The organism is Collimonas sp. NPDC087041 (assembly GCF_044745265.1).
Lineage (GTDB): Bacteria > Pseudomonadota > Gammaproteobacteria > Burkholderiales > Burkholderiaceae_D > Collimonas.
The window spans coordinates 101579-127942 of sequence record NZ_JBIUZX010000004.1 but is presented as its reverse complement, the minus strand read 5'-3'; the positions used below and the strand labels follow the sequence as shown (position 1 = coordinate 127942).

Genomic DNA, 26364 nt, shown 5'->3' with positions numbered 1-26364 from the left:
TAGTTGCCGCTGAGTTACTGCTGAGTTACCGCTTAGTTACTGCTTAATTACTGTTTGTTGCTGTTGCGCTGCGTCTCGATCTTCTGGCTGGCCTCGTCCGGCGTCAGGATCCAGACCCGGTCGACATCGCCCTGTGCATTCAGCGTGTAATTCACCAGATAAGTGTCTGTGCCCAGGGAGTTCGGAATCTGCGTCAGCTGGCTGGCATTCCAGATCCGCGAGCCGGGTGACAGGCGCAAGGTATTGCCATTGATCGTCACGGTCGGATAGCTGGTGATGGTCAGCTTGCCGCGCAAAGTCGATGCTGGAAAAGTCCGCTCTATCGCCATTGCGGAAAACGCCAGCGTAGCCAGCAGGAAAATCACTAACAGGCGGATTGGCCGCATGGTTGCCGACATAACTACTCCATCAGATGAAAATCACGCGCATTCGCGCATGACATTGAACAAGGACTGTATATAGGGATGGCTCAGGGAAGCCAATATCGCCGGACTGCGAAAACGTCGTTCGCTTGCAGCAGCAGTGCCGGGCCGCTTTCCGGGCGAATGTCGGCCCATCTGCGGGAAGCGCGGATTATAGCATTTCGGTGGCTGTGTTCATGGTGGGGCAGGATGGTTTGGCGCGCGCCTGTCATTCGTCAGGAAATTGGGTTTACGCACAAATAATTAAAATATGTTGCATTATTACAATTTGTTACAGATAAGCGGTATGAGAACGGCGATGAGCGGAGTTGAGAATCATTTCTATATGGAAACGTGAACTATATAATAAGAGTTCGTTGAATCAGCATTTTCCGGGGGGGGGATGTCACGTGCAAAGCAGTAATTCTGATAGATTGTTGTCATTTGGACAGCAAAATGGGCGTTTTATTGTTCCTGCCAGCAAGGGGATCACAACCATCGAGTTGATGATCACCATACTGGTGGCGGCCATATTGGCGGCGATCGCCGTACCGTCGATGGGCAGTTTCATTAACAAGACCCGCTTGTCCGGTAACGTTAATGAATTCATTGCGGCTACCATGCTGGCGCGTTCAGAGGCCGTCCAGCGCGCCGGCGCTGTCACGATATGCCGCAGTTCCGGCGCCGAAACTGGTTCGGATTCCTGCAATAAGGCCAATGGCGACTGGTCCACCGGATGGTTGATATACGTCGGCACCGCAGCTGATTCTCCAAACAGCGCCGGCCATCAAGTCCTGGCGCGCCAGGGCGCTTTCGCGACGGGAACCAGCATCGCCGCCGCATCGGGCGCGACGGCAATCACCTATGCCGCCAGCGGCGCACCGTGGCCGGCCCCGCCAGGTTCCTTCACGTTCACATTCAATAACGATTTTCTGCGGAAGGTCTGCTTTTCTCCAAGCGGACGGGTCAGCTCGCTGGCGGCTGGCGCCGAGGTGTGCCCGGCATGACTTCGTTCAAACATATGGGAGGAATGAAGAGCATGACTTTTCTCAACAAGAAATTACCGCATGCCAAGCCCCGGCATCGGCAGCGCGGCGTCGGCATGATTGAAGTACTGATTTCGATCACCATCACGGCCTTCGCCTTGCTGGGACTGGCGGGTTTGCAGATGGCCGCCCTGAAGTATCAGAAAGTGGCGCATTTCCGTTCCCTGGCCAGCCAGCTGGGCGCCGACATGGCTGACCGGGTGCGTGCCAACGCCACCTCCGTCACCACGACTATCGGAACAGATGCCGTCAGCTATGTAACAACTGACAAATACTCGGCTTCAGCGCCGACGGATGTACCGTCTTGCGCCAATAACTCCGGATCGGCTTGCGCGACGCCGCAAGACATCGTGAAAAAGGATCTCTATGAATGGCGCGTAGCGCTCAGCCGGGCCTTGGCCGGAGGATGGGGCACCGTGTCTGCCTACAATGCGACACCGGGTCCTAACCAGGGCGTTACGGTGACCGTGTACTACAACGAACCGGATCGAGCGCTTGCCAGCGTACTGGATTCCGATTGCGATTCCTCGGTATTTTCTTCTGATGTCATCCAGAGTCAGATGCGCTGCATCAAAACGACAGTGATGCCATGATGATGACCCCATCGCGCACGGCCGCTTATCGCCGCAACATACGAGGTTTCACGCTGATCGAGTTGATGGTGTCGGTAACCATTGGCCTGATCCTGTTGTTGTTCCTCAGCAGCCTGTATTTCAACAGCCGCGCCAGTTCGCGCTTGAATGATGACAATGCGCGGATACAGGAAGACGGCCGCTATGCGCTGTCGCTGATCGGGCGCAACCTGATGCAGGCTGGATTCGGCCATATGCAAACTGGTAACACCACCGACTTTCCGCCGCAGAGTCCGACTGAGTTGGCGAAGTTGAAGGGGCTGACGGGATGCAGCTATGGCTTTGCGACACCGCTCGCCAAACTTCCAACCTGTGCGGCAGTGCCGGTTCCAGCACAGTCGAGTATTGGCGGGCCATCGGCTTTCACGGTCGCCTACACCAGCGAACCTTATTCCGACGCCACCAACATCAGCGGCGCCGGGACGGATTGCAGCGGGACTCAAGCGTTTAACGCCACCAGCACCCAAGGCGGCGTTGTCATCAACAGCTTCTATCTCGACACCGCAACCAAAACCTTGTACTGCAAAGGTTACGCCGGCGCAGGCACACCGCAGCCGATCCTGAGTAATGTCGACAACATGCTGGTGACCTACGGCATCGACACCGGGAATCGCTATGCGCCAACGAAGTCGACGACGGACGCGGCGGAGGCCGGTGCAGCCGATGCCATCAACGGCAACAACAAGGTGGGTTGGGATCGCGTGGTCACGGTGACGGTGTGCCTGGAGATGCACAGCACAAACAATGTGGTGACGGGAAGCACCGGTCAAAGCTACTACAAATGCAACGCCACGACGCCCACCGTTGCCAGCGACCGGCTGCTGCACACCACGATGACACGCGTGTTTACCTTGCGTAATAACGCTACCGCCAGTTTGAGCAACTGATTGAGAAATTGATTGCTCGACTGAGCGGCAACCGATTATTTACCGGACATATTTATGGCATATAAAAAACCTCCGCAATCCGGCATTGCGCTACCGATGGTGTTGATTTTCCTGATCCTGATGATGTTGATTGGCGCGGTTGCGATCCGCAATGTGACGCTGGATGAAAAGATGGCGGCCAATTCGCGAAATCACCAATTGGCCTTCCAGGCTGCCGAAAAGGGTTTGCGTCATTGTGAAATAGGCGCGCAGAAAAACAAGATCGCCCCGAAGGCCGGCGATGTCGAGAAGGCGATCGCCGCCATGGTCACGCCGGGCATCGCCGGCGGCAATGTGTGGGACACATGGCCGGCAACGGCGGCGACAACGGTCACCTTGTCGCTATCCAACGGCGCCGCACAATGCATCATCGAAGACGTCAGCGACACCATCGCGCTTGGGGTGACGCAATCCAAGCGGGATTTGAACGTCAAGGTCTATCGGATCACCGCTTTTGGCGCTGACACAGCGTTTGCAACGGCGAATGCAAAAGTCATGCTGCAAAGCTATTTAAAATTCTGATTCCAGGGGAATGTCATGTTGAGAACAATCGTATCGCGACCGTCGTCGCCTGGCCGCCTGGTCAGGCTTGCCGCGCATTGTGTCTGCCTGGGGATGGCAGCAGTATCTGGTGTGGCGATGGCTGAAATAGCGCAATCGCCGCTGTTCCTGCCGGTGCCGCCGCCGCCCAACATCATGTACATGCTGGACAATTCCGGCAGTATGGTCTGGGGCACGGTGACCGGCACCGACGCCACCGCGGAATTCAACGCCGCCAGAAGCCAGCGTTCCTACTATTCCAGCGCCTGGAATCAGATTTATTACAACCCGGCCACAACGTATACCCCGGCGGTGAAAGACAACGGCACGTCGATGGGTAACGCCAGCACCGGCAAGACGATCATTGATCCCTACCTGGCGGTCAACAAGACACTGCCGAACAGCATAGACTCGGTCTGCTACTACGATTCGACATATACGTTGCCGCTCTTCGTGGCATCGACCACGGCCAGCAACTACTTTGCCAGCAACAGCAATTGCAAGACCCAGAGTCAAACCAACAAGAACGCGCTGGCGCAATATGCGTTTTACTACAACTGGATCGGCAGCGGCACGCCGACCGGAGTGACCAAAGAGGATACCGACAGTTACTACAAGCGCGTGGATATCCTGTCGACGACAGCAACTTATCCTAAAGCAGCGTCTCGCACGGATTGCGCTGCAGCTTCCACTTGTACTTACGCAGAAGAAATCCAGAATTTTGCGAATTGGTTTTCGTATTATCGGACGCGGATCCTGCTGACCAAGACATCGCTCGGGATCGCCTTTTCCGGCATCAACGACCGCTTCCGCGTTGGCTTCGCAACCATCAACGACAACAGCAGCAATACGAATAGCAGCGCGGCCAACTTTGTACCGTTATCGATTTTTAACGCGAACCAGAAATCGGCATGGTATGCAAAGCTGTATGCGATCAATCCAGGTGGCGGCACGCCGTTGATTAATGCGTTGAACCAGGTCGGACAATATTACATGGGCAATGGCATGACCGGCGCCGCCAAATCCACCCCCGATCCGATCCAGTTGAAATGTCAGGCCAACTACACGATTCTTGCAACCGATGGCTATTGGAATGGCACCGTACCGAGCACGATCGGCAATATGGACAGCAAGGTTCCAGCTTTGCCCGCGCCGGTTTCTTATGATCCGGTATCAGGTACCGCATTGACTCCGGGTGATCAGTTCCCGGCGCCATTTTATGAAGGGAAAACTACGAACTCGAATTCGTTGGCGGATACGGCGATGAAGTATTGGATCACCGACGTCGGCATTCGCAGCGGGAACGGCGGCACGGTCGGAAAGATCAGCGCGACCTCAACCGATCCGGCCACCTGGCAGCACATGACGACGCATACCATCGGGCTGGGTGCAAACGGCACGCTCGACTATCAGTCCGACTACAAGACGGCAACCAGCGGCCATTATGCAGATATTAAAAATGGCAACCGCAATTGGCCGGTGCCGAAAGCAGATTCGGCGGAAGCGATTGACGATTTGTGGCACGCCGCGGTGAATGGCCACGGCAGTTATTTCAGCGCGAAAAATCCCAAGAGTCTGCAAGACGGCCTCAATAGCATTTTGGCGGAAATTGGCAAGGCGACAGGTTCGGGTGGCAGCGTTGCGGTCCCAGGAGGCGTGGTGCCAGGCGCCGCTGGCGCAGTGTCCTATGTTCCAAGTTTTGATTCCGGCAGCTGGGGCGGGCACCTTGTCGCTTATCCGATTAATGCCGACGGCAGCTTCGGTGCAACGCCGAAATGGGATGCGGCAACCTTGTTGCCAGACTACACAAAACGCAACATCGTGACCTGGGACACTACGAGCAAGAGTGCGCGGGCATTTACCTGGGCCAACTTGACTACTGCTCAGCAGACAGCGCTGGTATCGGCCAATGTCGTGGATTATCTCAAAGGCAGTTCTGCCATGGAAACCGCAGCTGACGGCAGCGGCGCTGGCGTATTTCGCTATCGTAAGAACAAGCTTGGCGATATCGTCAATTCGACACCTGTGTATGTCCAGAAAAGCGATTTCGGTTACGCGGCGCTACCGGCTAGCGTCTCCGGTGGCAGCACTTACGGTGCATTCCTGAAGACCAAGGCGGCGCGCAAGGGCATGATCTATGTCGGGGCGAATGACGGCATGCTGCATGGCTTTGATAGCGACGGCGTGGAAAAATTCGCCTTCATACCAAACAGCGTGTATCCGAACCTGAAAACATTGAGCGATCTCAATTACGGCCATCATTACTTTGTCGATGGTCCCATGGCGGAGGGCGATGCCTTCATCAACGGCGGCTGGAAAAACATTTTGGTGGGCAGCACCGGCGCCGGCGCGCAAAGCGTTTTTGCGATAGATGTGACTACTCCGGAAACGCTGGGCGCAAGCAGCGTTTCGTGGGAGTACAACAGTACAGCCACCGATGCCGATATGGGCAATGTATTGGGCGCACCAGCGGTAGTGCTGCTGGCGAATAACAAATGGGCCGCCATTTTTGGCAATGGCTATGAAAGCGGGAATCGCCATGCAGTGCTGTATCTGGTCGATGTGCAGACCGGCGCCTTGATCAAGAAAATCGACACCGGCGTCGGCAGCGCTACGGCGCCGAACGGCTTGTCGGCGCCAGGCTTGCTGTTCAATGCATCGCGCCAGCTGGTCGCCGCGTATGCCGGCGATTTGCAGGGCAATCTGTGGAAATTCGATTTGAGCAATACCACCGATGTGTCCCAATGGACTGGCAGCACGTTGTTTACCGCTAAAGACACAAGCAGCCCGCAGAATGCCCAGCCAATCGTGCAAACTCCGGTAATCGCCCCGCATCCGTTGGGCGGGCATCTGGTGATATTTGGCACCGGCAAATACTTTGAGTCGGCAGATCTCGCCAATACCAACACGCAGAGCCTGTACGGCATTTGGGATAATCCTCCAGCCGGCGCAGTTACTGGTCGCAGCCAGTTGCAAGTGCAAACGCTGACCAACGTGTATTCGGCAGCAGGCAAGTCGCTCGGCCGCACCTTGAGCAGCAATCCGGTGGCATGGGGAACCAAGCGCGGCTGGTACATCGATTACCTGTCCAGCGGCGAACGCACGGTTGGCTCATTGCAGATATTGAACGATGTGATCCTGCTGAACACATCGCTGACTCCGAATACGGCCGACCCATGCGCCGGCGGCGGCTCGTCTCAAGTCCTGGGCGCGAATTTCCTCAGTGGCTCTTATTCCGAGAAATTTCATTTGTTCGTCAACGACGTCCCAGTCAATACGAACCTGAGTTCCGCCGAAATCCCGGGCACTGTAGGTTCTGCGACCCCGATCCCCAATCCGGATCCGCAACAGCCCGGCTGTATCAATACGATTGGCTCGGATGGAAAAATGCATTGCCTGCAGTATTCGGCGACGGGCGTAGCGGTGCGGCGTTGGAGACAGTTGTCGATCAAGCCAAATTAATAAATTGAAAATCGAATCCAGGGGATATTCATGAAATACAGAAATGCGTCGCCGATGCCGCGCGGCTTCACCTTGATTGAGCTCATGGTCGTGGTGGTGGTAGTCGCCATCCTGGCAGCGGTCGCCATACCGAACTATACTCAGTATGTGCAGAGAGGTTACCGGGCCCAGGCGATGGCGACACTGCTGAAGCACGCCAATTGGATGCAGCAGCAGTACACGGTCAATAGCAGCTATCGTCAGCCAGATGGTTCGACTCTCTCGTTGCCGGTGATTTCCGACAGCGGCACAAGATATGCGTACAAGATCAATGCGTCGACCAGCAGTACGTTCGAGCTCACGGCTACGCCAACGCCAAACGATAAATGCGGAACTTTTTCGCTGGATAACACGGGGAAAAGGGGCGCTACTGGCGGAAAGGCGCCTGCCGCATCTGCCGTAGATTGCTGGGCGGGCCGTTGAGTTTCTCCGAAGGTATTCTGGTAAAAAATCATATTTTTCTGCGCCTATTGGCGACCATTTGACCAAAACACCTCTGGGGCGCAATCAAGTTGTAGTAGATGCGCCTTTACTTCAAGTCGCTCTTCATTTCCATCTTTCTCCACAAAGCCGGCTGCGCATGCGCACGCTGGCTTTGAATAATTGTCTTTTTGGTATTATTGAATCGTGCGCCAACCGCTCATCCGCAATATCCTCACGTTCGTCCGGACAATCTGACATTTAAAATAATTTGCCATAGAGTAACGGTGATCTAACAGGAAATCACCATGACCATGCGCCCCCATCTTGCTCTGAAACTGTCGAAACGAAACGGTTTTACACTGATTGAGGTCATGATTGTCGCGGCCATCGTTGCCATTCTCAGTGCCGTTGCAATTCCGGCCTATAGCAACTATGTCATCAGAGGGAAGATTCCCATTGCCACTAATGGGCTGGCAACTGAACAGGTGCAAATGGAGCAGTTTTTCCAGGATAACCAGACCTATATTGGCGCTCCTGGATGTACCAGTTCGAATAACTCCAGCAACGCTCCTTATTTCACTTTTTCCTGTACCGTTGCCACAGCGACTGCTTACACTTTGAAGGCTCAGGGGACCGGGTCTATGGCCGCCTTCGCTTATACGATTGATCAATCCGGCAACAAGACGACGACGCTGACTGCGCCGCCATCAGGCTGGACCGTGCCAGCCGGTACGACATGCTGGATTACTCGCCAGGGTGGCGTGTGCTAGTGCTGCGTAACAATCGGGGCGGTTTCAGCTTGATTGAATTGCTGGTCGCCATGGCGATCTTCGCTTTTTTGCTAGCGCTCGCCATACCGGCTTTCAGCGGCTGGTTGCAAAACATGCAGATTCGCAATGCGGCGGAATCAATACAGAACGGCTTGCAGCAAGCCCGTACTGAAGCCTTGCGGCGCAATACCACGGTGCGCTTCCAGTTGACCACTTCTGTGACCAATAGCTGTGCGATATCGACGGGGCAGGCTAACTGGGTGGTCAATCTGGGTAGTTCTACCACCAATGATCCGACTGGTCAGTGCGGCGCGGTAATGCCGGCGACGGTGTCGCAATGGATTGCCACGAATGCCCCTTTCATCTTGCAGACATTCAGCGCTAGTGGCTCACCCAATGTGGTGGCGGCATCGAACGGGGGCGCAGCGAATTGGCTGGTTGTGTTCGGCAGCTTGGGGCAGGTCGTCTGGCCAACCGCTTCGTCGACTCAATGGGATCTGTCAAATCCGACCGGCGGCGCCTGCGCCTCGGCTTCCGGCCCGATGACCTGCATGCGGATTCTGGTATCGAACAACGGACGTATCCGGATGTGTAATCCCAATCTTGCAAGCGGTACGCCACAGGGTTGCTGACATGAAAGCGAATAAATTCTTGCGCCGATTCAATTTCCGCAAACATCAAAAGGGCGTTCTTTTGATCGAAGTGCTGTGCGCCATCGTAATTTTTTCTTTCGGCATACTTGGGCTTGTCGGCTTGCAGACAACCGCCGTTGCGCAGTCAGGCGACGCCAAATTACGTAGCGCGGCGGCTGAATTGGCGGATAAATATATTAATCAGATGTGGGTGAGCAATCGTACGTCCGCCACGGCTGCGACGACGCTGCAAGCACCATTCAGTTCTTCGCCGCCGGGCGCAGCGTATACCGCATGGCTGGGAGCGACGAATACTGCGGGCACAGTCTTGGGAATCCTGCCCGGAACCAAAGCGCCGATAGTGACGTTCCAGCCGCAAGTAGCGGGTTGCGCTTCGACCACGCCTATGACCTGCACAAGCCAGGTTTCCATCACGATGTTCTGGACTGCCCCGCACGACAGCGTGCAGCACCAGTACACGGTGAATGCGCAAATTAGTTTGTATTAATCAAGTGAAAACAAAGAAGAGGGCACTTGTGGTTGCCAATACATACTATTCGTTGCAGCGCGCTCGGGGCTTCAGCCTGCCTGAAATTATGGTGGCGCTGGTCATCGGTTTGATCAGCATGCTGGTGGTCTTGCAAACCTTTAGTGCATCAGAAGGACTCAAGCGCTCTACCACCGGTGGCGACGATGCACAGGTGGCGGGCGCGATCGGCTTGTTTGAGATGGAGCGCGATATCAGTCAGGCAGGTTACGGGATTAATGCCACCGGGCTGATCGGCTGCAATGTGAAACTGCCAACCGGCAAGACGGTGGCACTGGCTCCAGTGACCATCAATCCAGCCACTACGCTCCTTCCCGCTGGCGATGCGAATACCGATACCTTGTTGGTAGCGTACGGCAATCCTGCAGGTTCCACTGAAGGGAATCTGATTACAAACCAAGTCACCAGCCCAACGGTATATACGCTCCAGTCGACGATAGGTTACAACAAGAACGATTACGTCGTCGCTGCACAGATACCACCGGCGAGTCCCGCAAATCCTGCAACCTGCAGCGGGTTGGCGCTCGATACGGTCGCCGGTACGCCAACCACCAATGTCACGGTAAAAACCGGTGTGGCGAATGTTAATCCGAATACTTATATTCTTTATGATCTTGGACCGGCGCCAACTATCGTCGGTTATGCGGTTCGCAATGGCAATTTGACCACCTGTAACTATAACGACACCACCAAGGATTGCACCAGCGCCACCACTAGCGGCAACTGGATCGATATCGCCGGCAACATCAGCAGTTTGCGGGCGCTCTACGGGCATGATAATTCGACTCCAGGCGCAATGACCGGCATAGCAAGTCTCTGGGATCAAACAACTCCATCCACTACTTGCGGCTGGGTGCGGACTTCGGCTGTCAGTGTTGCGCTGGTGGCCCGTAACAATGAATTTTCAAAAACGGCCGTCACCACTGCATCACCAAAGTGGTCCGAACCGGTCTGGGGGGCGGGCACGCCAATTGCGATCAACCTGAGCGGCAATGCTGGTCTGCCTGCCGGTGCAACCTGGCAGAACTATCGTTATCAGATGTATTCGACAGTCGTGCCGCTGCACAATGTCGCATGGATGGGACAGGTGTCCGGATGTTAAAACCTACAAACCAAACCGTAGCGAATGCACGGCAGCGTGGCGTCGTGTTGATTGTCATGCTGATCGTGCTGGTTGCGATGATGTTTGCCGGCATAGCGCTGATGCGCTCGGTGGACAACGCCACCTTGGTCGCCGGCAATATGGCGTTTCGCCAAGCCGCGACTCATCAGGGGGACTTCGGAACAGAGGCAGCGATTGCCTGGTTGCAAGGACAGAATACCGGGACGTCTCTGCAAAATAATATCGCTGCCAATGGTTATTTCGCCACGAATCAGGGGCCAAGTAGCAGCCAGACGTGGGATCAGTTTTGGAATATCTCCCTCGATCCAACACCGGTTGCACGTCCGGTTACCAAGGCTGGCGGAGTGAGTAGCAACAATGTCTGGACTTTACCGACAGTCAATGGCTACACCGTATCGTATGTAATAGTCCGGATGTGCCCAGCAGTTAATACGACTCAGGGATGCGTGCAGTCGCCTACTGGCAGCGGGGCGGGACCAAATAGTGTGAAAGGCGGCAATGCCGCCAATTTCACCCTGAACAGCCAAATCTATTATCAGATCACGTCGCGTATTGAGGGGCCGCGTAATACGGTCAGCTATACCCAGGCCGTGGTCGCAATGTGATGTCAATCACGCCGAATCGGGAGCATTCTATGACTATACCTATCACGTTCATCAGATCCGCTGCGCTCAGATGCCTCGGCTGGGTAATTTTCTGCATGACGCTGACAATTCCAGTGCTTGCCGACGCTGCAAGCACAGACCTTGCCACCGCACCGTTATTTACTTCATCGTCATCCCTGGTACTGCCGAATATATTTGTCATGATGGACGACTCTGGCAGCATGAATTGGGATTTCCTGCCGGATCAAGGGGGAGTTTATGTTAACGGCCAATATACCTACGCATATTTCCCGCTTGGCACATTCGGCTATGCCAGTGCTCAGTGCAATGGCGTGTTTTATAACCCGAATGTCACTTATACGGTACCTGTGAGTTCTACTGGTACGTCTTATGCCCTGCCGTCTTTTACTCGCGCTCCGGTGGATGGTTTTGGCGTTGCCTCTAGCAGCACGGTGAATTTGAGTACGAGTTTTCAAGCTGGCATATTCGACGATGGTAGTTCCGACAATGGTTATTCCGGTGGTAATTTGCAATCTGGCGCTCCGGCCTATTACTATCTTTATACCGGCAACCAGACTTCACCGTACCAAAAAAATTACATCGCCACAAGCAGCAAGTTTTATACGGAGTGCAATACCACTCCAGGTAATATCATTTCCAGTTTCACCATTAAAACTGCCGGCGGCGGCAGCGGCACTACCGGCGTATCAGGCATTACTGTCAACGGCGCAGCGATCATGGGAGCAGCTGCCGCAGCGACGAAATATCCAGGGGTGCTTGGTCAAGAAATCGTCAATAATATAAACAAAGGTGGATTTTCTGCCAGTTGCAGTTCAGGTACATGTAGCACCAGCACCAGTAGCACCAAGAGTGTCACGGTAACTATCACCGGGCCATCGAATGTTGCCGGCAACTATGCCCCGGTTATCGCATCTAGCGGCGGATCCGCCCTTACAATCTCCACACCCGGAACGTTTTCGGGGGCGCCGTTTACACAGATTAACGTTTCCAGCACCTCGGGTCCTGGCGGTACCGATGAAAGGCAGAATTATGCCAATTGGTACAGTTTTTACCGAACCCGTATCAACATGATGAAAACCAGCCTTGGACTAGCATTTCAATCGCTGGGCACAAGCTACAAGGTTGGTTACGCAACAATGAACAACAACGGTGGCAGCGACATGGTCAATTCGCTTGTGTTCAACGCCAGTCAAAAGCAAGCGTGGTACAGCACCGTTTATAACGCGCAAGCCAACGGCGGTACCGGTCTGATTCAGGCTTTGGCGAGTGTGGGGAAAATGTATGCCAACAAGATCAGCACTCTCAATAACGTCAAGGTAATTGATCCGGTCGAGTACTCGTGCCAGCAAAATTTCACTATCCTGTCCACGGATGGTTATTGGAACGTTGCGTCGAATTCCGCTAGCCTACAGAACACAGCGGTCGGCAATCAGGACGGTGGTACAGCGGTTGGCGCTGGTGGCCTTACTATTACTGCCAAACCACCTTATTGTGACGGCGCATCGAGTTGCAGCGGCAACTCCTCCTCCGGCAGCGGGACCTCCAATACTTTGGCGGATGTGGCGATGTATTACTACATGAACGACTTGAGAACAACTGCTCTGGGCAATTGCATCAGCGGAGTTACGTCGAATAATGTTTGCCAGGATAACGTGCCGACCACTGCGCAGGATACTGCATCCTGGCACCACATGACTCTGTTCACACTGGGTCTGGGGGCGCCTGGATACATGCTTTTTGATCCGAATTATCAGACAGAAACTGCATCGAGCACAATTCACGATTACTATGATGTGGCGAACGGAATTCTGGCCAGCAACATGGGCGGTTCAACGCCTTGCACCGGCCCCACTTGCCATTGCCCTTGGTACACGTCCGGCGCGCCCTATCTCAATCAGCCGGCATCTGGCGCCGCCGGCATGCCATGTGAGTGGCCGACGCCGAACGTCTCCGGCATTCCGGCAAATATCGACGATTTGTGGCACGCGGCAGTTAATGGACGCGGCTCTTATTTCAGCGCCACAGATCCAAGTACGTTAGCAGTTGGACTGTCAAATGTGCTGAACGCGGTCAACAATACACTAAGTACGTCGGCAGCGGCGACGACTAGTAGTCCAAACATTACGTCTACCAGTAATTTTGCTTTCAGTTCATCCTATACTTCCGGCCTCTGGGACGGGGAGTTGAATGAACGCACGATTAATGTCACGACCGGTGCGCTGAATACGGCAACTACATGGACCGCAGCAGCCCAGTTGGACGCGGTCCCGTTCGCGCAGCGCACTATCTATTTTAATAGCGGCGGCACCCTTACTCCCCTGACATGGTCCAACTTGTCGACCACGCAACGAGCATATTTCACTGCACCGAACATTTCTAACTTGTCGCAATTCTGCACTGCCGGCGCGAGCTGTCTTAGCACCGCCAACCAGGCTGCAGCAGCTGGCCAGCCATTGCTCAATTTCATACTTGGAGACCGCTCCAATGAGGGATTGACCAATACCAACTACTATCGTGTTCGCACTCATGTTCTTGGCGATATCGTGGATTCCCAGGCGGCTTATGTAGGGGCATCGCTGTTCCAATATGCTGACACTGGATACACGGCCTTTGTCACTGCTAACAGCACGCGTAAGGGGGTGGTGTATGTCGGCGCCAACGACGGCATGCTGCACGCTTTCGACGCCGGCAGTGGTGCTGAATTGTGGGCTTATGTCCCTACCGCTGTCATGCCTAAGCTCTATGCGTTGAGCGACAAAAGTTACGCAACCTTGCATCAATATTTCGTCGATGGCTCACCAGTTACCGGTGACGTTTATTATGGAGGCGCCTGGCATACCATTCTGGTCGGTGGTCTGAATAATGGCGGCCAAGCCTACTACGCACTGGACGTTACCAATCCGGCCTCGCCGACATTGTTGTGGGAATTTACCAATGCCAATCTTGGGCAAACTTATGGCAATCCGGTCATCACGAAACTGCAGAATGGAACCTGGGCGGTGCTGGTCGCTTCTGGCTATAACAATGTAACCGGAGACGGACAGGGGCATCTGTATGTGCTCAATGCGCAGACTGGTGCCATTATCAACTCCACTGCAACTACCGGAGGCAGCGCTACAAACCCTAGCGGTTTGGCGAAAATTTCCGCATGGGTCAATTACCCGTTGGTCGATAACACTGCCCTGCGCGCATACGGCGGGGATTTGTTGGGAAATGTGTGGCGCTTTGATATCAATGGTGGTACAGCACCGCAGTTGCTAGTAACTCTTCAGGATGCAAGTGGCAATCCACAGCCAGTTACCAGCGCACCAGAGCTTGCAAACATCAACGGTACTGCAGTAGTGTATGTGGGTACAGGTCGTTATCTTGGTGTGAGTGACGTATCAAATACCAGCCAGCAGTCATTTTATGCAATCAAGGATACGCTGGCGAGCATACCCGGAAGTGCGTTGTTCACAACAAGTCCGCAAACTAACGGCAGTAATTTCATACAGCAGATATTGACAGCCAGTTTGTGTCCAAGCAACGCGCCGGCCAGTGTTTGCGCAACCGGTCAAAATGTTATTACCAGCACGAATAATGCGGTGAGTTTTGCCAATAATAACGGCTGGTATATCAATTTGCCGAACAGTGGGGAGCGCGATAATACCGATCCTATTCTCGCATTGGGCGATGTGATATTCGTCACCAATGTGCCTAGTGTTTCGGCGTGCACCGCCGGTGGCACCAGTTACGAATATTTTCTCAATTACCTGACCGGGGGGCCACTTTCCTCTGCTGGCAACGTAGTAGCGGTCAGTCAGGGAAATGTTTTGTCGACGAATGCGGCTGCCTACGAAACGTCGACCGGGGTGTCGTCTGGCACAATCCATACCATTGTGTGTGGTTCAAACGGAATTTGTACAGAAGGGCAGCCACCACTACCACCGTCCTCCTCTAATACCCGGAGAATTAGCTGGCATGAGACGAATTAAACTGCATAGGAGTTCAACGTAACTAGGTTGGCGAAAGGTGGAGAAGTCAGCATCAATATTGATTACTGAAGAGCGTGGCGAATGGGCGTCGATCGTGCTGGCAATGGCGGTTCACGCACTGCTGCTTGCGCTCTTGTGGTTCGGTGTATGTTGGAAAAGCAGCAGACTGGAATCGGTCGATGCCGAAATATGGAGTTCAGCGCCGGATGAAAATGCGCCTGCTGAAAGCCGTCAATCTGAGTTGACCACGACAATTTTGCGCCCTGCGATGGCTTCGATAACGGTTTCGCCCGAAACGTCCTATGCCGTGATCGAGCCACAAAATAATCAAATTGCTGCTGTCTCTAGTGGTGATGGAAATGTAGCAAAACTGTCGCGCGAAAATCCCGTTGTTTCGATCCCACAACTGCCGTCTGATGCAGCAGTGAATCAACGTCAGGCGCAAGCAAAGATGATGCCGACGCAGGCAGATCAAGGAATGACAGAACCAGCGCAGACGCAGGTCGTGGCGCAGCCGCCTACCGATTCATATAAACAAATAGCATCGGATGACGCTGTATCCGATCAGGACGTCAGAGTTGCCGATCCGGATGTCGGCACCGCAAACAGCCCTCCAGCCAAATTACAAGAGGCGCCAGACAATGCCGATTGGATGGCGCGCGTAAAGGCCATGATCGCTGCGAACACGCTCTATGAGACATCGGCTGCGGACAGAGAGAGCAATTCACGCGTAGTGTTCGCAGTATCGTTGCTCCCCGATGGATCAGTCTCCGGGATGACGCTAACCAAAACGTCAGGTAATCCCGAATTTGACGAAGCGGTACGCAGCGCGATTGAGAAATCGCAACCTTACCCAGTTGATAACTCCGGACAAGTACCTCAGAATTTTGAAAGCATCAGCGGGCCGCGTGATGTGCGGCCGAAGCCTCCGCCTGGTTGAGGTGATGGATATCTCGGTATCGTTATAAATCAACGATGCGATGGCCAGGTGTGGCTGTGTTGTTGGTCATTCCGAACAGCCCGTAGCCACCGTATGGTTTGGTCAACATCAAAACACATCCCCCGGCACCCGCACCCATCCCTCCATCAACACCCGCGCACTGCGGCTCATGATCGCTTTAGTCACGCTCCATTCGCCATTGACCTGGCTGGCCTCTGCTCCCACACGCAAGGTGCCGGAAGGATGGCCGAAGCGCACTGCGTTCAACGAACCACCGCCGGCGGCGAGATTCACTAGCGTGCCGGGGATCGCGGCAGCGGTGCCGATGGCGACGGCGGCGGTGCCCATCATGGCGTGATGCAGCTTGCCCATCGATAGCGCGCGCACCAGCAGATCGATATCGGCGGCGGCGACTTGCTTGCCGCTGGAGGAAACGTAGCCGGCTGGCTTGGCGACGAAGGCGACCTTCGGCGTGTGCTGGCGGTTGGCGGCTTCCTCTAGCTTCTTGATGAGGCCCATGCGCAGTGCGCCATGCGCGCGTATGGTTTCGAATTTTGCCAGTGGGGCGGGATCGCCGTTGATGGCGTCCTGTAGTTCGGTGCCGGTGTAGCCGAGCGCTTCGGCGTTGAGGAAGATGGTCGGGATACCGGCGTTGATCATGGTGGCCTTGAACGTGCCGACGCCAGGTACTTCGAGGTCGTCCACCAGGTTCCCGGTGGGGAACATGGAGCCGCCTGCGCCATCTTCGTCGGCAGCCGGAGCGATGAATTCAAGTTGTACTTCTGCGGCAGGGAAGGTGACGCCGTCGAGCTCGAAATCGCCGGTTTCCTGCACTGCGCCGTTGGTGATGGGCACATGCGCGACGATGGTCTTGGCGATGTTGGCTTGCCAGATGCGGATCGTGGCGATGCCGTTTTGCGGAATGCGGCTGGCATCGATCATGCCGCTACTGATGGCGAACGGGCCGACCGCGGCCGACAGGTTGCCGCAATTGCCGCTCCAGTCGACAAAGGCCTTGTCGATCGCGACCTGGCCGAACAGGTAATCGACATCGTGATCTGGTTTGCTGCTCTTGGACAGGATGACTGTCTTGCTGGTGCTGGAAGTCGCGCCGCCCATGCCGTCAATCTGCTTGCCGTAAGGGTCCGGGCTGCCGATGACGCGCAACAACAGCGCATCGCGCGCCGGGCCTGGTGTTTGCGCCGCTTCGGGTAAATCTTGCAGGCGGAAGAACACGCCTTTGCTGGTGCCGCCGCGCATGTAGGTGGCGGCGGTCTTGATCTGGGGTGCGTGGGTCATATCATGTTGTCCTAATGATGTTTTCTTCGATCAAAAGTAGGGTGGGCACTTGTGCCCACGCGGATGCGTCCAGTAATGTGAGGGCAGAGTCATCTGGGGGCAGAGTTTTTTTCGAAAACACCGCGAAAAAAACTCCGACCCCAATTAACTCACTCCGACGTTAGCTGCGCGTGTTAAGCGGGACGAAAACCAGATTGCGTCTGTCGCATCTCAGGCAGCCGTCGACGATTCAAGGAAGTCCTGCGCGAAACGCTGCAGCACGCCACCGGCTTCGTAGATCGACACTTCTTCCGCGGTATCAAGACGGCAGGTCACGGGTACCTCCACGCGTTCGCCATTCTTGCGATTGATAACCAGCGTCAGCGTTGTGCGCGGCGTACGTTCGCCCAGCACGTCGAAGGTTTCGCTACCGTCGATTTGCAAGGTGTTGCGGTTCACACCCGCCTTGAACTCCAGCGGCAGCACGCCCATGCCGACCAGGTTGGTGCGGTGGATGCGCTCGAAGCCTTCCGCTACGATGGCTTCCACACCAGCCAGGCGCACGCCTTTGGCGGCCCAGTCACGCGAGGAGCCTTGACCGTAGTCGGCGCCGGCGATCACGATCAGTGGCTGCTTGCGTTCCATGTAAGTCTCGATGGCTTCCCACATGCGCGTGACCTTGCCTTCCGGTTCGACGCGGGTCAGCGAGCCGGCTTTGACCTTGCCGTTTTCCTTTACCATTTCATTCTTCAGTGTCGGATTGGCGAAGGTGGCGCGCTGTGCGGTGAGGTGATCGCCGCGATGCGTGGCGTAGGAGTTGAAATCCTCTTCCGGCAAGCCCATCTTGGCCAGGTATTCGCCGGCGGCGCTATCGAGCATGATGGCGTTCGATGGCGACAGGTGATCGGTGGTGATGTTGTCGCCCAATACCGCCAGCGGCCGCATGCCCTTCATCGTGCGCGCGCCGGCCAGTGCGCCTTCCCAGTACGGCGGACGGCGGATGTAGGTGGTCTGCGGACGCCAGTCGTACAGAGGGCTGACTTTCTCGCCGTTATCGGCGACCACGGCAAACATCGGTTCGTAGACCTTGCGGAACAGCTCAGGCTTGACGCTGGCAGCGACAATGGCGTCGATTTCTTCATCGGATGGCCAGATGTCTTTCAGGGTCACTGGATGACCGGCGGCGTCGATGCCGAGGATATCCTTTTCGATGTCGAAACGGATGGTGCCGGCAATCGCATAGGCCACTACCAGCGGCGGCGAGGCCAGGAAAGCCTGTTTGGCGTAAGGATGGATACGGCCGTCGAAGTTGCGATTACCCGAGAGGACGGCGGTGGCGTACAGGTCGCGCTCGACGACTTCTTTCTGGATCACCGGATCGAGGGCGCCGCTCATGCCGTTGCAGGTGGTGCAGGCAAATGCCACGACGCCGAAGCCCAGTTTTTCCAGTTCCGGCAGCAATCCTGCTGCTTCCAGATACAGCGCGACTGTCTTGGAGCCGGGAGCGAGCGAGCTTTTTACCCAAGGCTTGCGCAGCAGGCCGCGCGCATTCGCATTGCGCGCCAGCAGGCCGGCGGCAATCATGTTGCGCGGGTTGTTGGTGTTGGTGCAGCTGGTGATGGCAGCGATGATCACGGCGCCGTCAGGCATCAAGCCGGGTTCGTTTTCTACTGTGCCGCTGATGCCGCGTGCTGCCAGTTCCGAAGTCGGCACGCGATTGTGCGGATTGGATGGACCGGCGATATTGCGCACCACGGAAGACAGGTCGAAGCGAATCACACGTTCGTACTCGGCATTCTTCAGGCTGTCGGCCCACAGACCAGTTTCCTTGGCGTACAGTTCCACCAGCTTGACCAGCGCATCGTCGCGACCGGTGAGCTTCAGGTATTTGATGGTTTGCTCGTCGATGTAAAACATCGCGGCAGTGGAGCCGAACTCCGGCGCCATGTTGGAAATGGTGGCGCGGTCGCCCAGCGTCAGGTGGGAGGCACCTTCGCCATAGAATTCCAGGTAAGACGACACAACTTTCTGCGCACGCAGGAACTCGGTCAGCGCCAGCACGATGTCGGTCGCGGTGATGCCCGGCTGTGGCTTGCCCGTCAATTCAACGCCGATGATATCCGGCAGGCGCATCCACGAGGCGCGGCCCAGCATCACGCTTTCCGCTTCCAGGCCGCCGACGCCGATGGCGATCACGCCCAGCGCATCCACCATCGGCGTGTGGCTGTCGGTGCCGACCAGCGTGTCCGGGAAGGCGACGCCGTCTTTCACCTGGATCACCGGCGACATGCGCTCAAGGTTGATCTGGTGCAGGATGCCGTTGCCTGGCGGGATGACGTCGACGTTCTTGAACGCCTTCTTGGTCCAGTTGATGAAGTCGAAGCGGTCTTCGTTGCGACGGTCTTCGATGACGCGGTTCTTGTCGAAGGCGTCGGCATCGAAACCGCCGCATTCAACGGCCAGCGAGTGGTCCACTACCAGTTGCGTCGGCACCACCGGGTTGACCAGCGCCGGATCGCCGCCTTGCAAGGCAATCGCATCGCGCAGGCCGGCGAGGTCGACCAGTGCAGTCTGGCCCAGGATGTCGTGGCACACCACGCGCGCCGGGAACCACGGGAAGTCGAGGTCGCGTTTGCGTTCGATGAACTGTTTCAGGGAGTCGGTCAGTGTCGCCGGGTCGCAACGGCGCACCAGGTTCTCGGCCAGCACACGCGAGGTGTACGGCAGTTTATCGTAGGCGCCAGGCTGGATCGCATCGACAGCTGCCCGCGTGTCGAAGAAATCCAGCTTGGTGCCGGGCAGGGGTTTGCGGTTTGCTGTGTTCATGGCTCAGTCGGGAAAGGAAAATATCACCTTGCTTCGTCATTCCCGCGAACGCGGGAATCCACATTGCTGACGATGGAAGGGAAAATGGATTCCCGCGTTCGCGGGAATGACGGAGATTTTAACGTTAGCGTTTGGCGATCGGCACAAACTCCAGATTGTCCGGGCCGACATAGTTGGCCGATGGACGGATGATCTTGTTGTCAATGCGCTGTTCGATTATGTGCGCGGCCCAGCCGGATGTGCGGGAAATCACGAACAGCGGTGTAAACATCGCGGTCGGTACGCCCATCACGTGATACGAAACGGCCGAGAACCAATCCAGGTTCGGGAACATTTTCTTGACTTCCCACATCACGCTTTCCAGGCGCTCGGCGATGTCGAACATCGCAGTCGATCCGGCTTGCACCGATAGCTTGCGCGCCACTTCCTTGATAACCTTGTTGCGCGGATCGGAGACGGTGTAGACCGGATGGCCGAAACCAATCACCACTTCCTTGTTCTCTACGCGGCTGCGGATATCGGCTTCCGCTTCGTCTGGATTGTCGTAACGCTTCTGGATTTCCAATGCCACTTCATTCGCACCGCCGTGCTTCGGACCGCGCAGGGCGCCGATGGCGCCGGTGATGGCCGAGTAAAAATCGGAACCTGTGCCGGCGATCACACGGCTGGTGAAGGTGGAGGCATTGAACTCGTGTTCCGCGTACAGGATCAGCGACACGTGCATTGCCTTTTCCCATGTGGCCGATGGCTTCTCGCCGTGCAGCAGGTGCAGGAAATGGCCGCCGATGGATTCGTCGTCGGTTTCGACTTCGATGCGCTTGCCGTTGTGGCTGAAGTGGTACCAGTACAGCAGCATCGAGCCGAATGATGCCATCAGGCGGTCGGCGATGTCGCGTGCGCCTGGTGCATTGTGGTCATCTTTTTCTGGCAGCGTGCAGCCCAGCACCGAAACACCAGTGCGCATCACATCCATCGGATGCGAGGCGGCAGGCAACGCTTCGAGCGCCGCCTTGACGCTGGCCGGCAGGCCGCGCAAGGATTTCAGTTTGGTCTTGTAGCCCTTGAGTTCAGCGGCAGTCGGCAACTTGCCATGCACCAGCAGATAGGCAATTTCTTCGAACTCGCAGGTGTCGGCGATATCCAGGATGTCATAACCACGGTAGTGCAGGTCGTTGCCGGTTTTACCGACCGAACACAGCGCAGTATTGCCGGCGGTGACGCCAGACAGCGCGACGGATTTTTTTGGCTTAAAGGGGGTCGACTGCGCAGTTGCTTGTGCTTCACTCATTTTTTAGTCTCCTGACGGAAGGGAATCGGGGTGTCTTGAAATCGGGGCGTTATTTCTTTTGTGCGGCAAACAGGGCATCCAGATGCCGCTCGAAATCGTGATAGTTGATCCGCTCATACAATTCCATGCGGGTCTGCATGGTGTCGATCACATTCTTTTGCGTGCCGTCGCGGCGGATCGCGGCGTAGACGTTTTCTGCCGCCTTGTTCATCGCGCGGAACGCTGACAGCGGATACAGCACCAGGCCGACATCGGCCGATTTCAGTTCATCCACAGTAAACAATGGCGTCGAGCCGAATTCAGTGATGTTGGCCAGCACAGGCACCTTGGCCGCGGCGGCAAATTGCTTGTACATCGCCAGCTCGGTTATCGCTTCCGGAAAAATCATGTCGGCGCCGGCTTCAACGCAGGCAATCGCGCGATCCAGCGCGGATTCCAATCCTTCCACTGCCAGCGCATCGGTACGCGCCATGATGACGAAGTTGTCGTCGGTGCGGGCATCGACGGCGGCCTTGATGCGGTCAACCATTTCCTGCTTGCTGACGATTTCCTTGTTCGGACGATGGCCGCAGCGCTTGGCGCCGACCTGGTCTTCGATGTGGATCGCCGCCGCGCCGAACTTGATCATCGATTTGACGGTGCGCGCTACATTGAAGGCGCTGGCGCCGAAACCGGTATCGACATCGACCAGCAAAGGCAGATCGCAAACATCGGTGATACGGCGCACGTCGGTCAGCACGTCGTCCAGATTGGAAATTCCAAGGTCAGGCAAGCCCAGCGAACCGGCCGCGACGCCGCCGCCGGACAGGTAAATGGCTTTGTAACCAGCACGCTTGGCCAGCAAGGCGTGATTGGCATTGATCGCGCCGATCACCTGCAACGGGGATTCTTCCTGTACCGCCTTGCGGAAGGCGGCGCCTGCGGAATGCTGACTCATGTGTTCTCCTGATGAATGGCTGGTTGTTTCATGCAGATGTCTGCACGATGGATCTTCCTGCTATAGAGCAATCGCCATGCCACGCAAGTAACGACTCCCGGGGGAACGTGCCAGGGATTTGAATAGTTTCATTAAATCAATGGCTTATGATGATTTTTTGTTGAGGATAAAATCCATCTGATGCCAAATTGAGCAATTGATTTGTTTCATTCGATGTTACATTTACGTGTATTGAAACATTGATGTTCCACATATTTGAAACATGCAACATCCACTTCCTCCCCGCCGTAAGCTCGGCGATGCCAATGATCCTGCTAGCGCCAGCCAAAAGCCGGTGATCTGGACCGTTTCGGTTTCGCGCCTGTCAGACCTGTTCCGCGACATTACGCTGGAATACGACGATCGCGCGACCATCGAACCCATCTATCTCGGTTTCGACGACGCCGCGCGCTACATTCGCGAGCGGATGGAAACCGAGCGCTGCGACGCCGTGATTGCCGCCGGCTCCAACGGCGCCTACCTGAAAAGCCGGCTCTCGGTGCCGGTCGTGATCGCCAAGGCCAGCGGCTTCGACGTGCTGCAGGCATTGGCGCGCGCGCGCCAGATCACGCCCGACATCGGCATCATCACTTACCAGTCGACGATGCCGGTGCTCAAGGAATTCCAGAACGCCTTCGGTTTCAACATCCAGCAACGCGACTATGCGACAGAAGAAGACGCACGGGCGCAGATAAATGAACTCAAGGCCAGTGGCGTCAAGGCGATTGTCGGCGCCGGCCTGATCACCGATCTGGCCGAAGAAGCCGGCCTGGCTGCGGTCTTCGTCTATTCCGCGACATCGATCCGCCAGGCCTTCGACGACGCGCTGGAAATTGCGCTGCTGACGCAACTGGAATCGAATCGCAGCCAAGGCCATGGTCGCAATGCGCCGGTGGCCGACACGCTGCGCGCCAAGCACGGCCTCAACGACCTGCGCGGCGATTCGCCGATGATGGAAACCCTGCGCCAGTCGATCGTGCTATATGCGAAATCGCAAGCCACGGTATTGATTCAAGGCGAAACCGGCACAGGCAAGGAACTGGTCGCCCAGGCCATCCACCGCGAAAACCCGCGCGCACTAGCCGGCAACAAGCCGTTTGTCGCCGTCAACTGCGGCGCAATTGCGGAGTCGTTATTGGAATCGGAACTGTTCGGTTACGAAGAGGGGGCATTCACCGGCTCACGTCGCGGCGGCCATGCCGGCCTGTTCGAAGCCGCCCATCGCGGCACATTGTTCCTGGATGAAATCGGCGAAATGCCGCTGCCGTTGCAAACCCGTTTGCTACGGGTGCTGGAAGAGCGCGAAGTGGTAAGGGTAGGCGGCACCCGGCCGATCCCGGTCGATGTCCGCATCATCAGCGCCACCCATTGCGATCTCGAACAGCGCGTACGCGAAGGCCGCTTCCGCGCAGACCTGTTCTACCGCCTCGCCGTATTGCGCCTGACGCTGGCGCCGCTGCGCGAACGTCCCGAAGATCTGATCGTTCTGGCCGAATGGTGTTTGAAAAAAGCGCTGGCCGCGCTAGGCGCTAGGCCACATCCAAACCTGCACGCCGAACTCGTCGCCTGCGCACCCTTGCTCGGCGCGTATGCGTGGCCTGGCAATGCGCGTGAGGTGCGCAACCTGATGGAAAGGCTGGCGCTGTTTTTGGCAGCTGAGCCGCTGCAGGCGCTGTCGCCGGCTTTCATTATCAGCGTTGCGCCGGAGTTTGCTGCGCGGACATTGTCGCCTGCGCTGGCGAGCGCACCGATTGCTTCAAGTGCCGCGTCAGAGGACGCTGAAAGCATTGCGGATGTGTTGGCACGTTTCAATGGCAATCGTGAGGCGGCGGCCAAACACCTTGGCATTAGTCGTACTACGCTTTGGCGCAAGATCAATAGAGATAGGTGGAGTTGAATAGTTCTTGTAAACCCAATTAATAAAATGGTTTGCATTCCTATTAAATGAAATGTACCCGCACTGATACCCGCAAAAACAATTCTTTATCTATCTCATTAACTTCCGTGATTGGTCTCTTGACCAAGCCTTAAATAAAGCGGGCTGTCGTCGTCAGGCTTTTCATTTGTACCCGTCACAAACTCGCCTCAATTGCTTCATCTTGTATTTGAACTTTAGATCCAATGAATGCCGATGCTCGACTACCTCGTCATTGTTAGAAGATAAATGAGTTCTAGTTGCAATGGAATACACATTTCTAATGCTCTTACTGATAATATTGCTGAAAATAAACTAACTTTTGGTGAGGAATTGTAGTTATGCAAAAAAATGGCGGATCTATGGCGAAGATTCTCAAGGCCACCGTATCAATTGCGGGGTGTTTGTTGATTTTTATAGTGACGGGGATTTCAACCGCAGCAACGAAAGAGTCGGTGGCGCAAAGCAAACAGGACGTCAAAGCGGCTGGTGACCTACTTAACTCTTGGCACGGGGAAGGACAGCTTCTGGAGCAGGCGCAACAGAAACTTGCAGAAGCGTTAAAGTTGGACCCTCAAAATTATTTTGCGTTTAAGGAGCTAGCGCGCCTTCAGATAATGGCTGGCTACATCAATTCGCGCAATGTAAAGAATGGAACATATTTCTACACGATTGGAAATTACGTACCGGGAACGCTTGATACGGCAGAAGCGCTGGCTCGTGAGTCGATTCGGATCAACCCAAGTTTTGCAGAAGGCTATGTTTATCTTGGATATATTCAGATGGAGCAGACTCAACTTGATGACGCTGCGAAGTCGTTGACTCAAGCGGAGATACTTGGAACCGACGACCCATGGCTACAACTGAACTGGGCTTCCCTGAATATTGCCCGAGGTGAGTTTTCAGCTGCCACCGAGCGGTGGCGGCGCGTGCTAAAAAGCGGCACTTCCAACAAAAAGGCGTTGTCTTCAGCGTATGGCTTTTTAATCAGGAGTTACAAGCAGTCGGGAGACGCCAGCAAGGTTGTCGCGCTTTATAAGAAGCAAATCAAACTTCGCCCAACCAATGCTTGGCTACGTGGGGAGTACGCGGACTATTTGAGTGCAACTCTCGGCCGAAATGACGAGGCAATCGAGCAGGCCAATGCGGCACTGAAGGTTATGGATTACGGCATGGGGCGGCGTATTCTCGCGTTTGCCATCTATCGGAAGTGGGCTGACATGGTGGCGCAAGGCGCTGGGGCCGGCGCGGAAAAATATTTTCAAACGGCCTTGGCGATTGAACCGCAACTCGATCAAGTTATGGCTTATGGGACGTCGGAGGCAATGGGGGAGCAGTTGGCAAAGGCGCTTAGCTCTAAGAAGGGCGTCTCCGTTGATGCGCGAGCCGAGGACGGATCGACTGCACTTCTCATCTCGACAAATCGTGGCCAGACGAAGATGGTTAAGGTCTTGCTTGATTTGAACGCCAATCCCAACCTTTCAGACAAGAACGGTTGGACACCACTTCTCAGTGCGGCAGATGACGGTAATGCCGAAGTCGTCAGGATGCTGCTCGCGAAAGGTGCGGATATAAAAGCAAAAAAGGGAGGGGCAGATTCCGCGACCTTGGCGGAAAGGAAAGATCATCCGGAGCTTGCGGCACTGCTTAGGAAGCAGATTGGGGACACAAAGTAATCGATCTTAGACTGGATTATCCTTGTGCACAGATACAACAGATGCTTTTTATAAAGTCCCGTTCTGTGAAAAATTGAGACGACCGCTTTCGGGCGATTTATGACATTCAACAAATTTGGAACTGTCTTCCAGATTGTGTTTGAATCAATGAGCATAAATCGCCCCGTCTTGATCTTGGGTTATGGTGCAGTAAAAGACCCATAAACCAGCGCCCCGGGTGCTTCAACTGCCAAACCTAGCCGTTCTTCTACCAGAATCGTGAGTATATTCTTCACGAAGTTGTCCCCCGTGCTCTCGACTGATCTCAATAGTGGCTTCTTGACG

At 55.5% G+C, this 26364-nt stretch carries 20 protein-coding genes; 15 read left to right on the top strand and 5 right to left on the bottom strand.

Annotated features, from left to right (window positions below; genetic code table 11):
- Window positions 1–47: 47 nt before the first annotated feature.
- Window positions 48–398, bottom strand: coding sequence for a hypothetical protein (locus ACIPF8_RS08895; protein WP_400419768.1), 351 nt, complete (start codon window positions 396–398; stop codon window positions 48–50).
- A gap of 509 nt (window positions 399–907) precedes the next feature.
- Between ACIPF8_RS08895 and ACIPF8_RS08890 the strand changes: the two genes are divergently transcribed.
- From ACIPF8_RS08890 to ACIPF8_RS08830, 13 genes are all read left to right on the top strand, one after another.
- Window positions 908–1408, top strand: coding sequence for a GspH/FimT family protein (locus ACIPF8_RS08890; RefSeq protein ID WP_400419766.1), 501 nt, complete (start codon window positions 908–910; stop codon window positions 1406–1408).
- 32 nt (window positions 1409–1440) lie between these two features.
- Window positions 1441–2040: a type IV pilus modification protein PilV gene (gene pilV / locus ACIPF8_RS08885; RefSeq protein ID WP_400419763.1), complete on the top strand. Its 600-nt coding sequence runs from the start codon at window positions 1441–1443 to the stop codon at window positions 2038–2040.
- The gene (locus ACIPF8_RS08880) at window positions 2037–2966 is read left to right on the top strand and encodes a PilW family protein (protein WP_400419762.1); all 930 of its coding nucleotides are present in this window, start codon (window positions 2037–2039) and stop codon (window positions 2964–2966) included. The genes pilV and ACIPF8_RS08880 overlap by 4 nt, the downstream gene beginning before the upstream one ends.
- A gap of 54 nt (window positions 2967–3020) precedes the next feature.
- Complete coding sequence (locus tag ACIPF8_RS08875; protein WP_400419759.1) at window positions 3021–3527, top strand: PilX N-terminal domain-containing pilus assembly protein; 507 nt, start codon at window positions 3021–3023, stop codon at window positions 3525–3527.
- A gap of 15 nt (window positions 3528–3542) precedes the next feature.
- Window positions 3543–7007 carry a pilus assembly protein gene (locus ACIPF8_RS08870; protein WP_400419756.1) on the top strand — a complete coding sequence of 1155 codons (3465 nt, stop codon included), beginning with the start codon at window positions 3543–3545 and terminating at the stop codon, window positions 7005–7007.
- 30 nt (window positions 7008–7037) lie between these two features.
- On the top strand, window positions 7038–7469 hold the full coding sequence (locus ACIPF8_RS08865) for a type IV pilin protein (RefSeq protein WP_400419753.1): 432 nt from the start codon (window positions 7038–7040) through the stop codon (window positions 7467–7469).
- Between the two features lie 305 nt (window positions 7470–7774).
- Entirely contained in the window at window positions 7775–8239 is a 465-nt protein-coding gene (locus ACIPF8_RS08860) for a type IV pilin protein (protein WP_400419750.1), read from the top strand.
- The gene (locus ACIPF8_RS08855) at window positions 8239–8871 is read left to right on the top strand and encodes a GspH/FimT family pseudopilin (protein WP_400419748.1); all 633 of its coding nucleotides are present in this window, start codon (window positions 8239–8241) and stop codon (window positions 8869–8871) included. The genes ACIPF8_RS08860 and ACIPF8_RS08855 overlap by 1 nt, the downstream gene beginning before the upstream one ends.
- Window position 8872: 1 nt before the next feature.
- Complete coding sequence (locus tag ACIPF8_RS08850; protein WP_400419745.1) at window positions 8873–9379, top strand: hypothetical protein; 507 nt, start codon at window positions 8873–8875, stop codon at window positions 9377–9379.
- Between the two features lie 28 nt (window positions 9380–9407).
- Window positions 9408–10520 carry a PilW family protein gene (locus tag ACIPF8_RS08845; RefSeq protein WP_400419742.1) on the top strand — a complete coding sequence of 371 codons (1113 nt, stop codon included), beginning with the start codon at window positions 9408–9410 and terminating at the stop codon, window positions 10518–10520.
- Window positions 10514–11146, top strand: coding sequence for a hypothetical protein (locus tag ACIPF8_RS08840; protein WP_400419739.1), 633 nt, complete (start codon window positions 10514–10516; stop codon window positions 11144–11146). The genes ACIPF8_RS08845 and ACIPF8_RS08840 overlap by 7 nt, the downstream gene beginning before the upstream one ends.
- A 29-nt stretch (window positions 11147–11175) precedes the next feature.
- A complete protein-coding gene (locus ACIPF8_RS08835; RefSeq protein WP_400419736.1) occupies window positions 11176–15141 on the top strand; it encodes a pilus assembly protein in 3966 nt (1321 codons plus the stop codon).
- A 37-nt stretch (window positions 15142–15178) separates the two neighbouring features.
- Window positions 15179–16081, top strand: a complete 903-nt coding sequence (locus ACIPF8_RS08830) for a TonB family protein (RefSeq protein WP_400419734.1) — start codon at window positions 15179–15181, stop codon at window positions 16079–16081.
- Window positions 16082–16189: 108 nt separating this feature from the next.
- Here ACIPF8_RS08830 and prpF read toward each other — a convergent pair whose 3' ends face one another.
- The 4 genes from prpF to prpB all read right to left on the bottom strand — a co-directional run bounded on the left by prpF (window position 16190) and on the right by prpB (window position 22410).
- A complete protein-coding gene (gene prpF, locus ACIPF8_RS08825; protein ID WP_400419732.1) occupies window positions 16190–17380 on the bottom strand; it encodes a 2-methylaconitate cis-trans isomerase PrpF in 1191 nt (396 codons plus the stop codon).
- 210 nt (window positions 17381–17590) lie between these two features.
- Window positions 17591–20185, bottom strand: a complete 2595-nt coding sequence (gene acnD, locus ACIPF8_RS08820; RefSeq protein ID WP_400419730.1) for a Fe/S-dependent 2-methylisocitrate dehydratase AcnD — start codon at window positions 20183–20185, stop codon at window positions 17591–17593.
- Between the two features lie 124 nt (window positions 20186–20309).
- A complete protein-coding gene (prpC, locus tag ACIPF8_RS08815) occupies window positions 20310–21473 on the bottom strand; it encodes a 2-methylcitrate synthase (RefSeq protein WP_400419727.1) in 1164 nt (387 codons plus the stop codon).
- A 49-nt stretch (window positions 21474–21522) separates the two neighbouring features.
- Window positions 21523–22410, bottom strand: coding sequence for a methylisocitrate lyase (prpB, locus tag ACIPF8_RS08810; RefSeq protein WP_400419724.1), 888 nt, complete (start codon window positions 22408–22410; stop codon window positions 21523–21525).
- A 262-nt stretch (window positions 22411–22672) separates the two neighbouring features.
- On the opposite strand from prpB, the gene prpR reads away from it, so the two are divergent.
- Together prpR and ACIPF8_RS08800 are read left to right on the top strand one after the other, a co-directional pair.
- The gene (gene prpR, locus ACIPF8_RS08805) at window positions 22673–24346 is read left to right on the top strand and encodes a propionate catabolism operon regulatory protein PrpR (protein WP_400419721.1); all 1674 of its coding nucleotides are present in this window, start codon (window positions 22673–22675) and stop codon (window positions 24344–24346) included.
- Between the two features lie 359 nt (window positions 24347–24705).
- Window positions 24706–26040: an ankyrin repeat domain-containing protein gene (locus ACIPF8_RS08800; protein WP_400419720.1), complete on the top strand. Its 1335-nt coding sequence runs from the start codon at window positions 24706–24708 to the stop codon at window positions 26038–26040.
- The last annotated feature ends 324 nt before the right edge of the window (window positions 26041–26364 follow it).